Genomic DNA, 12,513 nt, shown 5'->3' on the forward strand with positions numbered 1-12,513 from the left:
CCGAAGCCGCCGCGGGCCCGGCGGGGTCCGCGGCGGCGGTGTTCGGTGATGGTGGGTCAGGGGACCGTCGGCGGTGTGCAGAGGAAGCAGTTGACCTCGGCGCCGAGGTCGACCGGGTCGATGGAGCCGGGCTCTTCGTCGTCGCCGATCTCCTCGTAGATTCCCAGCGCGTGCCCGACCGCGCCGAATTCGTTCGAGCCCCAGCACCGGACGGTGCCGTCGGTGGTGACCGCGCAGGTGTGCGCCGTACCGCCCGCGAGTGCGATGACCGAGTCGCCGCCCAGGCTGAGGGGCAGTGCGGTGGACGGCAGTTCGTCGTCTCCCAGGTCGTCGAAGTTGCCGAGGTCCGGCAGGCCGAGACGGCCGTCCTTGGCCCCGTCGCCGCCCTGGCCCCAGCACTTCACCGCGTGGACGGTGCCGACCAGTGCCGCGCAGGTGTGGTTGTCGCCGGCGTCGGCCGTGATGATGTCGGAGGTGGTGTTCGGGCCGGTGAGCAGGCTCACGTGACCGGAGCTCGGCGACAGGTCGAGCGTCGGGGTGCCGAGCCCGGTCGCTCCGGTGGCGTTCTGGCCCCAGCAGCGGAGCTTGGAGTTCTCCAGCGTGACGCAGGTGTGGTTACCGCCCGCCGTGACGCTGACCGCCTTCATTCCCGGCCCCAGATTGACGGGGCCGGCGTCGATGGGGTCCTCCGTGTCGCCGATCTTGTTCTGGAGATCGGGGTAGCCGAGCTGGCCGAACTCGTTGTCGCCCCAGCAGAACACCGAACCGTTGTCCGTCACCACGCATGTGTGCGACTCGCCCGCGGCGATCGCCTTGACGCTCCGCCCGCCGAGATCGACGTCGCCGACGCTGCCGAGAAGTTCGGTGTCGCCGATGAAGTCGTCCCCGTTGGGATAGCCGGCTTCGCCATCGAACGCCTTGCCCCAGCATCTGACATTGTCCTCGTCGGTGATCGCGCAGGTGTGGTCGCCGCCCGCCGCGATCGCCTTCGCGCTCCGGTTCGAGCCGAGAGCGACCCTGATCGTTCCGGGAGAATCGTCGTCGCCGACCGCTGCGCCGTACCGATTCTGGCGCCCGGTGCCCAGGCGCCCATAGGTGTTGAGGCCCCAGCAGGAGACCTGAAGGTCGGCGAGGAGGGCGCACGTGTGGTTGTTGCCCGTCGCCACCCTCAACGCTCCCGGCCCACCGAGGCTAACGGGCCCGACCACGGACGGCACCTCGTCGTCGCCGACGAGTACCCGGGACGGCGTGATGATGTTGAGGCCGTGACCGAGCTGGCCGTTGTGGTTCCTGCCCCAGCAGCGCACCGCCCCGGCGTCGTCGACCACGCAGGTGTGCCAGTTCCCCGCGTCGAACCGCGCCGTGACGGGCGCGGGCAGCGGGATCGGAGTAGCGCCGGCCGGGGTCAGGAACGCCGCCCCGACCGCGATCACCGTCATGACCACGAAGGCGACGAGCAGTCCCGCCCGCCGCGCCCCGCTGATCCGATCTGTTTCCACGAGTTTCCTTCCTCGCACGACCCGCCCCCGTGGCAAGCCGTGCACCGAGGATCAGCCGATCGGCTGCCCACTCTCCAGGTCAGAAACCCGTCATCTCCTGTCCATCCGCCGCCCCGCGGACTTGTCTGCTCGTGGGCCGTCGAGCCTGTTCTTCGGCGGCGTCGAGTGCGGGTGCCAGGGTCGCGAGGGCGGAGCGGAGCAGGTCGGGGAGGGAGCCGGACAGCAGGAGGAGTCCACTGGTCGCGAGAGGTGCGGGCGGAGGCTGGAGCCACTGCTGAAGTGCGACCCGGACGGCGGCGGCGACGCTCGTCGCGAGTACCCGGGAGGTGAACGTGCCGGTGCCGCCGAGACGCTGGTCGATCGCGGTGGCGAGGGGGTGTTCGATCGTCGCGGCGGCGTCGAGGTAGCTGTCGCGCAGGGCGGGGCTCGCGGTGATCAGCAGCAGCTCGTCCCGGTCGCGTGGTTCGGTGTACTGCTCCACGATCGTCGCGGTCAGGGCGTCGGCGAGGCGGACGTGGGCGGGCCAGGCCGCCACGGCGGCGGCGACGCGGTGTTCGCGTTCGGCGGTGACCGCGGCGACGATCGCCTGTTCGCGGCTGGAGAAGTAGTTGTTGTAGGTCCGCGGTGAGACGCCGGCCGCCTCGGCGATGTCGTCGACGCGGACGTTGGCGGGTCCGTGTTCGAGAGCCAGCCGAAGTGCCGCCTCGCGCAGGGCCACCTGGGTGGCCTGCTTCTTCTCCTCGCGCAGCCCGGGCCGCCGTGTCGTCACCCCTTGAGCATCCCAGCAGAGGTGCGTGCACGCAAATTTGCGTGCACGCAATATTCGAGGCTAGCCTCGGCCGCCTACAGAAGGGTCGGACGCATGCGAGCCAAGGGCATCTGCTACGAGACAGGCTTCCTCCGCGACGGCGAAAGCTCCCGGGAGCACTTCGACCCCGACCAGTTCAGAAGGGAACTGACCATCATCCGCGACGATCTCCACTGCACGGCCGTCCACATCACGGGCGGCGACCCGGACCGCCTGGAGCTCGCCTCCCGGCACGCCGCCGACCTCGGATTGGAGATCTGGTTCTCGCCCTATCCCCTGGAGCTGACGGCCGACGAAATGCTCGCCCTGTTCGCCGACTGCGCGGAGCGGGCCGAGCGGCTCCGGACGGAAGGCGCCGAGGTCGTGTTCGTCACCGGCGTCGAGCTGAGCATCATGAACCGGGGTTTCCTCGACGGCGACAGCACCGAGGAGCGGCTCGGCCGTCTGCTGAGCGACCCGTCCCTCCGGCCCGAGAGAATCGCCGCGGTCGGCACCCGCCTCAACGCCTTCCTCCGCCGGGCCGTGACGGTGGTCCGCGAGCGCTTCCATGGCAAGGTCACCTACGCCGCCATCCAGTTCGAAGCCGTCGACTGGGACCTGTTCGACTTCATGACCTTCGAACTCATCCGGACCTCGGAGGTCGCCGATGTCTTCCGAGAGGCCGTGCGCAGCCTCGTCGCCCAGCCCAAGCCGGTCGCGATCACCGGCTTCGGTACGGCCACCTGGCGCGGCGCCGGCGACGTCGCCGCCCGCAGCATGGAGATCCTCGATTCCACCCGCACCCCGCTCCGGCTGACCGGAGCATACGAACGCGACGAGGCCGGCCAGGCGGCCTACCTGAGCGAACTCCTGGAGATCTTCGACAGCGAGGGCGTCGACAGCGCCTTCGTCTTCCTCTTCGCCCTCTACAACCTGCCCCACCGCCCCGACGGCGACCCTCGCGACGACCTCGACCTCGCGAGCCTCGGCATCGTCAAGATCTTCAAGGACCGCCGCGGCGACACCTACCCCGACCTTCCCTGGGAGCCCAAGGCCGCCTTCACCGCGATCGCCGACCATTACCGCGGCTGAGAGCCGGGCTGTCAGAGGGGGCGCTCCCAGGCTCCGTTCAGCCAGGGGTTGTCGGCCGGGTCCTCTTCGGGATCGGCGATGGCGTAGAGCTCGGCGTTGGTCCAGCAGGCGATGGGGCCGCGCCGCCATCCATGTTCCGACCGTAGACGCCCCGTCCGACAGTCCGCCCTCCGCCGGTCTTGACACGTAGCGACCGTTTGGTTTCTATGTGGCCATGGGATTCGACGTGGTGGTGCGGGGCGGGCGCTGGTTCGACGGGACGGGGGCCGCCTCGGCGATCCGGCATCTGGGGATCAGCGGGGGACGGGTCGTCGCGGTCTCGGCGGAGGCGCTGGACGAGGAGGGCGCGGAGGTCGTCGACGCCTCGGGCAAGTGGGTGATGCCGGGATTCGTCGACGTTCACACGCACTACGACGTCGAGGTGCTGGTCGCGCCGGGGCTCGGGGAGTCGGTGCGGCACGGGGTGACGACCGTGCTGTTCGGGTCGTGTTCGCTGGGGACCGTGCACGTCGATCCGCTCGATGCCGCCGACCTGTTCAGCCGGGTCGAGGCGGTGCCCAGGGAGCATGTGATCGCGGCGCTGGAGGACGGGAAGTCCTGGACGAGCGCGGCCGGGTATGTCGAGGCGCTGGAGCGGCTGCCGCTGGGGCCGAACGTGACGGCCTTCCTCGGCCAGTCCGACCTGCGGGCCGCCGTGATGGGCCTCGGCCGGGCCACCGATCCGGCCGTCAAGCCGAGCGACGAGGAGGTGCGCCGAATGGAGGGCATGCTCCGGGAGGCCCTCGACGCCGGGATGGTCGGCATGTCGGAGATGCTCAACCCGTGGGACAAGCTCGACGGCGACCGCTACCGTTCGCGCACCCTGCCCTCGACGTTCGCCACCCGCAAGGAGCGCCGTCGCCTCCACCGGATCCTGCGCCGGAGCGGCCGGATCCTGCAGTCGATCCCCAACCTCACCCTCCCGGTCGCCCTGATTCCGGCGCTCATCGAGTCGATCGGCATCGGCCGCGGAGCGCTCAAGACCAGCTACCTGACGGCCGCCGACGTCAAGGCCAACCCGTTCCTGATGCATCTTCTGGGCCCGCTGGCATCCGCGGTGAACAGGCTGCGCGGCGACTTCCGCTGGCAGCATCTGCCGGTGCCGTTCGACATCTACGCCGACGGCATCGACCTGGTCGTCTTCGAGGAGTTCGGCTCGGGCCGGGCCGCGCTGCACCTCAAGGAGAAGGTCGAGCGGGACGCCCTACTGAACGACGAGGCCTACCGCCGCCGGTTCCGCAAGGAGTACGAGAGCAGGTTCGGGCCGCGCGTGTGGCACCGCGACTTCTACGACGCCCACATCGTGGCCTGCCCCGACCCCGACGTCGTCGGCAGGACGTTCGGCGAGGTCGGCGACCTGCGGGGCATCCATCCGGTCGACGCCTTCCTCGATCTGGTCGTCGAGCACGGCACCGCGATCCGCTGGCACACCGTGATCTCCAACCACCGGCCGAAGGAGCTCAACAAGATCAGTTCCTGGTCCGGGGTCCAGATGGGCTTCTCCGACGCGGGTGCCCACCTGCGGAACATGGCGTTCTACAACTTTCCGCTGCGGCTGCTGCGCCGGGCCCACCATGAGGGCTTCATGAGCATCGAGCGGGCCGTGCACCGGCTGACCGGCGAGCTCGGCGCCTGGTACGGGATCGACGCGGGTTTCCTGCGTGAAGGAGACCGCGCCGACCTGGTGATCGTCGACCCCGCGTACCTGGACGAGAGCGTCGACGAGCTGTCCGAGGCGCCGGTGCCCGAGTACGGGGGCCTCAGCCGGATGGTCAACCGCAACGACGCCACGGTGGTGGCCACTTTCGTCGCGGGTACCCGGGTGTTCGGCGCCGGCTCCTACGCGCCCGTTCTCGGCAGCCGGCGGACCGGCCGGTTCCTGCGCGCCGGAGAGGCGCGGGGCACGGTCGATCCGCGCACCCTCCCCGGAGAGCGGCTAGCCTCGGCCGGATGAGTTCCGAGCAGACCCCTCCCCGGCGGACCCAGACGGAGCGGAAGCAGGCCACGATCGACCGGCTGGTCGACGCGACGATCGGCGCGATCGCCGAGATCGGCTACTCCCGCGCGTCCGTGGGGGAGATCTGCGCGCGCTCGGGGGTGTCCAAGGGAGGGCTGTTCCGGCATTTCGACTCCCGGCAGAGTCTCATGGTCGCCGCGGCCGAGGAGGTGGCGCGCCGCCACTTCGCGGCCGTCCGCGCCCGCCTGGACGGACTGCCCGACGCCGACCTGCGCACCGCGGTGGTCCTGATGCGCGAACGTCACCGCAACGTCGACAACGTGGTCTGGTTCGAGCTGATGGTCGCCGCCCGCACCGACGCCGAGCTCCGCGAACGCCTGGCTCCGTCGGCGCAGTGGTTCTTCGCCGCCATCACCGACATGGCGGCAGAGCTGCCTGCGCTGGCGGGCCTGTCCCCCGACGACCGCCATCTGGTCATCTCGACCATCCGCCAGCTCTTCGACGGCGAGGCGATCTCCCGGACGCTCGTCCCCGAACCCGAGGTGGAGTCCCGCCGCCTCGATCTGGCCGTCCGGTACGCCGAGTTCGTGGCCGCCCGCGGCACGGCCCTCCCCGGACGCGCCGAGCCCTGAGGCGCCGCCGTCAGCCGGTGCGGCCGCGGAGCCACAGGGCGCGCAGGACGGTCTCGGTGGCGAAGCGGCTGTCGGGGTCGGTGAGGTCCTCCTGGAGGATCTCCTCCAGGACGCGCATCCGGTAGCGGACGGTCTGGACGTGCAGGCCCAGGTCCTCCCCCATCCGTCCGGCGGGGCCCCGGGTGCGCAGCCAGGCCCGGAGGGTGTCGGCGAGCCACTGGCGGCGCCGTTCGTCGGCCCGGGTCAGGAAGGAGAGCTGCCGCCGGGCGATCTGCTCCATCAGCGGGCCGTCCGACAGCAGCCACATGCTCACCAGGTGGTCCTCGCAGAGGGTCAGGGTGCCGTCGTCGAAGATGCCCTCGGTGATCAGGGCGAGCATCCGCCGGGCCCAGCGCAGGGAGTCCGCGGCGCGTGCGGGCGGCACCGGGAGGCCGACCGCGGCCCGCCCGCTCGCCAGTGCCGCCTCGAGCATCGCCCTGCGCGGCGCGGTCAGCGGGCCGGGCACCAGGAGGTAGGGCTCGGGGGTGTGCAGGTCGAGCAGCAGATCGGGATCGAGCAGCGGCCGGACGGCGGAGGTCCGCGGTGGGAGGGCGACCAGGGTCACCTGGGCCGGGGCGGTCCACTCGGCGGCGGGGTGGAGGGCCTCGACGTCGGCGTCGGAGCGCCGGACCAGGTCGCGCAGCAGGAGCAGCCGTGCGGCGTCCCGTTTCTCGTCCTCCTCCGCCCTGACCCGGTCGTAGCCCTCGCGCGACAGCTCGGCGGCCTCGTCCATGTACCTGAACAGCGCCTCGGCGAGGACGGACACCGCCACCGCCGACGGTTCGCGTTCGGCCAGGAGGCTCTGGATGCGGGACCAGCCGAGCTGGGCGCCGATCCGGTAGGCCGACTGCAGGACCGCCAGGGGACGTCCCTCCATGGCCTCGAACGCGCCGATCCTGCGGCAGAGGTCGTTGCGGCGTTCCAGTGGCCGGCCGGGGTCGGCGAGCCACTCGACGAAGCCGAGGACGTTGCGCTCCACCCCGCACCGGATGATCTCGTTGTAGGGGCTGCCCTGGGGACGGTCGTAGTCGGGGATGGTCGCACGGATGCCGTCGATGATCTCATCGACGAGCCCGGGAACGAACTCGTTCAGGTCGGGGAGGAGGTCTGTGTAAGGTCTCTGCGCGCCCATGGTCCCGCCGTTGGGAAGGGTCTCCTGGCGCGCCTTCCAGGGGACTTCGGTAAATCTCTCACCGTGAATCAGGCCACGTTGACGTTAAATCACCGATCCCCTCCCGGCAATACCGGACTGGCCCGGTCGCGCAGTCGCAGGGCGCGCAGTGCGGCCTCCAGCCCGTAGCGGGCTTCGGCGTCGTCCATCTGGCCGCCGATCCGCTCCCTGATCTGGTGCAGCCGGTAGCGCACGGTCTGCGGGTGGATGTGCAGGAGGCGTCCCACGTCGGCGGCGGTGCTCCAGCTCTCCAGCCATACCCGGAGCGTCTCGGTGAGCGCGGTGCGTTTGGACGCCGGCAGGCTCATCAGGCCGCCGAGCCGGCGCTGGACGATCTCGTCGAGCAGGGCCGGGTCGTTGGACAGCCACAGGTCGAGCAGGTGGTCCTCGCTGAGGATCACGGGTGTTCCCGTGTCCGCGGCCGGGGTGAGGGTGAGGACACGGCGGGCCCAGCGCAGGGCGTCGGGGAGCTGTTCCAGGGGGACGGTGAGGCCGACCGACAGGCGGGTTCCGGGCAGTGCCGCCTGCAGTGCCGCCCGCCGGCCGGCGTCGAAGGGCCCGGGGAGCAGCAGCCACGGCTGGGCGCCGTCGAGGTCGAGCAGGAGGTCCGCCGTCCCCAGGGGGCATCGCCATCGGGTGCCGGGCTCCACCGCGACGGGCGTCGCGGCGGCGGGCAGCGGCCAGCCGGCCCGGCCGGCGAGGTCGGCGGCGCTCTCGGCGTCCCCTCCGGCGAGGGCCGACATCAGGCGGCGCCGCAGCTGCGCCCGTTCCTCGCGCGGCCTGCGGTCCGCTTCCAGATAGCCCTGGACGACCAGGCCGATGATCTCGTCCATGTAGGCCATGTGGCAGGCGGCGAGGTCGGCGAGCACGGAGCCGGGCAGCCGGTGGCGGGTGCAGACCTCGGCGGTGCGCTGCCAGGACGTGCGGAAGGCGATGCGGACGGCGGCCTGAAGCGAGTCCAGGCTGCGGCCGCTCTTGAGCTCCTTGCGGCCGAGTTCACGGAACAGGCCCATGAGCCTGTCGGTCGGGACGGCCGGGTCGGCGATGCGGGCCACGAAGAACGCGAGTCCCTCGTGCACCACCGTCGGGATCGAGGGCGGGCTGGAGTCGGCGACGGTGTAGTCGGAGATGGAAGCGTTGATCTCGGCGTAGATCTGTTCCGCGAGCCCGGGCAGCCCGGTCCGCAGAGCCGCCGCGAGCTGCGGGCCCGGTGGCCTCACCGACTCTCGCCGCATGCTCCGTCCTTCCTCCCGGCCGACCGGTGGCGGCCGTCGGCGGAGTCGAATTCCCTACCGGAGGATAACTCCGTTGGTGGTTGAATTCAGCATGGTTGTTCCGGCAATCTCCGGGCTCAGATCATCACGGGCGATATAACGCGGCGGGGGTTTCTGCTCATCCGCTGACAGACTTCGGTCCAAACACCCGTCCCACTCTTGTCGCACTCGATCCCCGGACTTACGCTCGTGAAAGTAATCGATTACTTGCCCCCTGAGCTGCCCTTTGTTCGCCCAGTAATGGGCCGCTCACCATCCCACCCCGAACGAAAGGCCCATTCATGCGCAGGTTCGCCATCGCGGCGTCGGGTGCGGGCGCCATCGCCCTCGTCTTCAGCACCCCCGCCTTCGCCGCCGGAACGTGGACGGCCACCAACGCCGGCCCGGTCACCGCGACCTCCAGCAACATCTCCTTCCAGGACGTCACGGCCGGCATCACCGCCAACTGCACCTCCGGCAGCGCCGCGGGCAGCGTCATCGCCAGCGGAAGCTGGCCCAGCGGCACCGCCGCCTCGCTCACCTCCCTGTCCACCAGCGGCTGCAGCGGCGCGGGCATCACCTTCAACCTGACGGCGAACATCTCCGCCGGCAGCCCCTGGAGCCTCAAGATCACCGGCCCGACCAGCGGCGGCATCACACCGGGCAGCATCAACGGAGCCTCCGTCCACGCCACGGCGCTCGGCGGCCTGTGCAGCCTCGACGCCGACGGCCCCGGCGGAGCCAACTCCCACACCGGTGTCATCAACGGCTCCTACAACAACAACGGCACCCTCACCGCCACCGGCTCCACGAACATCAAGCTCTACAACGTGAGCTGGGGCTGCCTGGGCATCGTCAAGAACGGTGACGTCGCCACCCTGACCGGAACCTTCGCGGTCACCGGCGCCGGCGGTGTCCCGGTCATCACCGCCGTCTGATCCACCGCTCGGACGAGCACCTTCAATGGGGCCGCACGGACCACCCAGGGCCGTGCGGCCTCCGGCGTGCCGAGGCGCAGGGGAATGCGCCAAAACATCGGGCCCGGCGGCAGAACCGGAACATCCCCGCATTTGCGAAAAACTCTTCGGATTTCGCGCCGGACAACGAATTGGACGCGATGTCAACGAATAGTGGATCGGGTGTCCAATTCACGAAAGGGCTCCATCCGCCCCTCCCCGGGAACGACGCGGGGCGAGGATGTCACACACTGGTGTGGTGTCCCGTCCTCTGGGTGTGAGTGAGTTCGAAGGGCTTCGGCCACGGCTGGTGCGGGTCGCCTACGGGCTGCTCGGCGATCTCGGCGAGGCCGAGGACGTCGTGCAGGAGGCGTGGATCCGGCTCGGCAGGGTCGGGGAGCCGATCGTGGACGTCGAGGGGTGGCTGGTCGTCGCGGTGTCGCGGCTGGCGCTGGACGTGCTGCGGTCGGCACGCCGGCGGCGTGAGGAGTACGTCGGGGAGTGGCTGCCCGAACCGGTGGTCACCGCCGTGGACCCGGCCGACAGGGTGACGCTGGAGGAATCGCTGAGCATGGCGATGATGGTCGTGCTGGAGACCCTCAGCCCGGCCGAACGGGCGGTGTTCGTGCTGCACGAGGTGTTCGGAGTGCCGCTGAGCGAGGTCGCGGTGACCCTCGGCCGCAGCCCGGCGGCCGTCCGGCAGCTCGCGTCGCGGGCGCGCCGGCACGTCCAGGACGGCACTCCTCGCTTCGACATCGACGCCTCCGCGCACCGCAGGGTCGTGGGGGCGTTCGCGGAGGCCTGCTCCGAGGGCGACCTGGACGCCCTGATGGGCCTGCTGGCACCCGATGTCGTCTACCGCAGCGATGGTGGAGGCGTGGTCAAGGCGGCCATCAATCCGGTGGTCGGGGCGGACCGGGTCGCCCGGTTCATCCTGGGCGTCGGGCGGAAGGCCCCCTCACAGACCCGGCCCGTGGACGTCAACGGGCGTCCCGGGCTGCTGCGGCTCGTCGACGGCGCGACGGTCGGCGTCTATGCGCTGACCGTGGCCGACGGCCTGATCACTCGCATCGATCTCGTGATGAACCCGGAGAAACTGAGGAGCGTGCCATGACCGAACGCATCGACATCGCGGAGCTTGCGCCGAAGGCGTACCAGGCGATGTTCGGACTGGAGAAGTACCTGCACGGCAGCGGGCTCGAACAGCGCCATATCGAGCTGATCAAGCTGCGGGCCAGCCAGATCAACGGCTGCGCGTTCTGCGTCGACATGCACAGCGGTGACATGAAGAAGCAGGGCGAGCCCGACCGGCGGATCTGGGCGGTCGCCGCGTGGCGGGAGACCTCGTTCTTCACTCCCGAGGAGAGGGCCGTCCTGGCGCTGACCGAGGAGGGCACGCGCCTGGCCGACGCCCACGAGGGGGTGTCCGACGAGGTCTGGGCCGAGGCCGAGAAGTACTTCTCCCCCGAGCAGATGGCCGCGCTCTGCATGGCCGTGGCGACGATCAACGCCTGGAACCGGCTCGGCGTCATGCCGCGCAAGGCCCCGCCGCCGTTGGCCTGATCAGGGGATCAGGACGATGCGTCCGCGAAGGCCCCGGGTGCCGCTCAGCTCGTAGGCGGCGGCCGCGTCGGCCAGGGGAACGGTCCTCGCGACGCGGGCGGGCAGCGCGCCGGAGTCCATGAGGGCCGCGAGCCGGGTGAGGGCGGGGCCGTCGGCGGAGATCCAGACCTGCTCGACGCGGGTGCCGCGCAGGGCCCGCGGGGTGGAGGCGCCGGAGACCGAGGCGAACGCTCCGCGGTTGCGCAGGGCCTCGACGGCCGCCGTTCCGATCGCGGCGGCGTCGAGCACGCCGTCGACCCCTCCTGGGACGACGGCCCTGGCCGCCTCACCCAGCCGTTCCTCTCCCCTGGCCAGGAACTCCGACGCCCCCAGGGCGCGGACCTGTTCCTCCTCGGAGGCGTCCGCCAGGCCGATCACGCGCAGTCCGCGCCGGGCGGCGAGGCCGACGGCGAATCCGCCCACGCCGCCGGCGGAGCCCGTGACGAGCAGGGTGGATCCGGCGGGCAGGTCGAGCGCGTCCAGGGCCTGGGTGGCGGTGAGGCCGTTGAGCGGCAGGGTCGCGGCGTCGGCGTCGGTGACCGCGGCGGGGGTGCGGGCGACGGCGGAGGCGTCCAGGACGACGTGGTCGGCGTGGGTGCCCAGGGCGACGTCCAGCCGGTCGCGCAGCCCGATCACCCGCTCTCCGGCGGCGAAGCCGGTGCCGGGCGCGGCCTCCTCCACGACGCCCGCGACGTCCCATCCCAGGCCCAGCACGGGACGTTCGGCGATCATCCCCGCGCGGGTGAGCCCGCCGGTGGCGGTGGCGAGGTCCACGGGGTTCACCGCCGCAGCGGTCACCCGGATCCGGATCTGCCCGGGCCCGGCCTGCGGGGCCTCCGTCTCGATGAGCTCCGGTCCGCGAAGTCCCCTGGTCACGACGGCACGCATCAGCGCGTCCCCCTTCTCTCGACGATGATCACAACCCTAGGGAGAGCTACTATCCGTGGGGTAGTACGCACCCGAAGGTGCGTAAGTCACGCCGGAGGACGCATGCCGACCCAGACCGCCGCCCAGCGCCGCGCCGAGGCCCGGACGGCCTACAACGCCTATGTCGCGGAGTGCCCGGCCCGCGCCTTGCTGGACCGCATCAGCGACAAGTGGGTCAGCCTCCTGCTCATCGCCCTGGCCGAGAGCCCGCAGCGGTACAGCGACCTGTCCCGCACCGTCGCCGGGGTGAGTCCGAAGATGCTCACCCAGACCCTCCGCGCGATGGAACGCGACGGCCTGGTGGCCCGCACCGTGACCCCCGAGGTCCCGGTGCGCGTCGACTACGCGCTCACCGCTCTGGGCGAGACCCTCCTGCCCGTGATGCGCGCCATCAAGACCTGGGCCGAGACCCACATGCCCGACGTGGCCGAGGCCCGCACCCGCTTCGACGAGACCCGCCCCTGACCACCCACCGCAACCCGCTATCCGGCCATGGCCGGTGACCTCCCGGCCGCACGGTGGCTCCTCAGCCGCTCGCGACATTTGGTTGCTACAGGCA

12 protein-coding genes are annotated in these 12,513 nt (G+C 71.0%); 7 read left to right on the forward strand and 5 right to left on the reverse strand.

Going from position 1 to position 12,513, the window contains the following annotated elements; all coding sequences use genetic code 11:
* Positions 1–56: 56 nt before the first annotated feature.
* Positions 57–1,499 carry an RCC1 domain-containing protein gene (locus ABD785_RS21190; protein WP_344831001.1) on the reverse strand — a complete coding sequence of 481 codons (1,443 nt, stop codon included), beginning with the start codon at positions 1,497–1,499 and terminating at the stop codon, positions 57–59.
* A 79-nt stretch (positions 1,500–1,578) separates the two neighbouring features.
* The gene (locus ABD785_RS21195) at positions 1,579–2,268 is read right to left on the reverse strand and encodes a TetR/AcrR family transcriptional regulator (protein WP_344831005.1); all 690 of its coding nucleotides are present in this window, start codon (positions 2,266–2,268) and stop codon (positions 1,579–1,581) included.
* A 93-nt stretch (positions 2,269–2,361) separates the two neighbouring features.
* Between ABD785_RS21195 and ABD785_RS21200 the strand changes: the two genes are divergently transcribed.
* The 3 genes from ABD785_RS21200 (at position 2,362) to ABD785_RS21210 (ending at position 6,006) form a co-directional block, all read left to right on the forward strand.
* Positions 2,362–3,378: a glycoside hydrolase family 113 protein gene (locus ABD785_RS21200; protein ID WP_344831007.1), complete on the forward strand. Its 1,017-nt coding sequence runs from the start codon at positions 2,362–2,364 to the stop codon at positions 3,376–3,378.
* A 214-nt stretch (positions 3,379–3,592) separates the two neighbouring features.
* The gene (locus ABD785_RS21205; protein ID WP_344831009.1) at positions 3,593–5,371 is read left to right on the forward strand and encodes an N-acyl-D-amino-acid deacylase family protein; all 1,779 of its coding nucleotides are present in this window, start codon (positions 3,593–3,595) and stop codon (positions 5,369–5,371) included.
* Positions 5,368–6,006, forward strand: coding sequence for a TetR/AcrR family transcriptional regulator (locus tag ABD785_RS21210; protein WP_344831011.1), 639 nt, complete (start codon positions 5,368–5,370; stop codon positions 6,004–6,006). Before ABD785_RS21205 ends, ABD785_RS21210 begins: the two co-directional genes overlap by 4 nt.
* A gap of 10 nt (positions 6,007–6,016) precedes the next feature.
* On the opposite strand, the gene ABD785_RS21215 is transcribed toward ABD785_RS21210, so the two are convergent.
* Together ABD785_RS21215 and ABD785_RS21220 are read right to left on the reverse strand one after the other, a co-directional pair.
* The gene (locus ABD785_RS21215; RefSeq protein ID WP_344831013.1) at positions 6,017–7,177 is read right to left on the reverse strand and encodes a PucR-like N-terminal domain-containing protein; all 1,161 of its coding nucleotides are present in this window, start codon (positions 7,175–7,177) and stop codon (positions 6,017–6,019) included.
* A gap of 89 nt (positions 7,178–7,266) precedes the next feature.
* A complete protein-coding gene (locus ABD785_RS21220; protein WP_344831016.1) occupies positions 7,267–8,451 on the reverse strand; it encodes a PucR family transcriptional regulator in 1,185 nt (394 codons plus the stop codon).
* A gap of 320 nt (positions 8,452–8,771) precedes the next feature.
* On the opposite strand from ABD785_RS21220, the gene ABD785_RS21225 reads away from it, so the two are divergent.
* From ABD785_RS21225 to ABD785_RS21235, 3 genes are all read left to right on the forward strand, one after another.
* Positions 8,772–9,407, forward strand: coding sequence for a hypothetical protein (locus ABD785_RS21225; RefSeq protein WP_344831018.1), 636 nt, complete (start codon positions 8,772–8,774; stop codon positions 9,405–9,407).
* 295 nt (positions 9,408–9,702) lie between these two features.
* Positions 9,703–10,539 carry an RNA polymerase sigma factor SigJ gene (gene sigJ, locus ABD785_RS21230; RefSeq protein ID WP_344831020.1) on the forward strand — a complete coding sequence of 279 codons (837 nt, stop codon included), beginning with the start codon at positions 9,703–9,705 and terminating at the stop codon, positions 10,537–10,539.
* On the forward strand, positions 10,536–10,988 hold the full coding sequence (locus tag ABD785_RS21235) for a carboxymuconolactone decarboxylase family protein (protein WP_344831022.1): 453 nt from the start codon (positions 10,536–10,538) through the stop codon (positions 10,986–10,988). Before sigJ ends, ABD785_RS21235 begins: the two co-directional genes overlap by 4 nt.
* Here the strand turns inward: ABD785_RS21235 and ABD785_RS21240 are convergent, their stop codons facing one another.
* Complete coding sequence (locus ABD785_RS21240) at positions 10,989–11,915, reverse strand: NADP-dependent oxidoreductase (RefSeq protein WP_344831025.1); 927 nt, start codon at positions 11,913–11,915, stop codon at positions 10,989–10,991.
* A 102-nt stretch (positions 11,916–12,017) separates the two neighbouring features.
* Between ABD785_RS21240 and ABD785_RS21245 the strand changes: the two genes are divergently transcribed.
* Positions 12,018–12,419 carry a winged helix-turn-helix transcriptional regulator gene (locus ABD785_RS21245; RefSeq protein ID WP_344831028.1) on the forward strand — a complete coding sequence of 134 codons (402 nt, stop codon included), beginning with the start codon at positions 12,018–12,020 and terminating at the stop codon, positions 12,417–12,419.
* Positions 12,420–12,513: the final 94 nt, after the last annotated feature.

It is taken from the genome of Actinocorallia longicatena (assembly GCF_039534125.1).
Classification (GTDB): domain Bacteria; phylum Actinomycetota; class Actinomycetes; order Streptosporangiales; family Streptosporangiaceae; genus Actinocorallia; species Actinocorallia longicatena.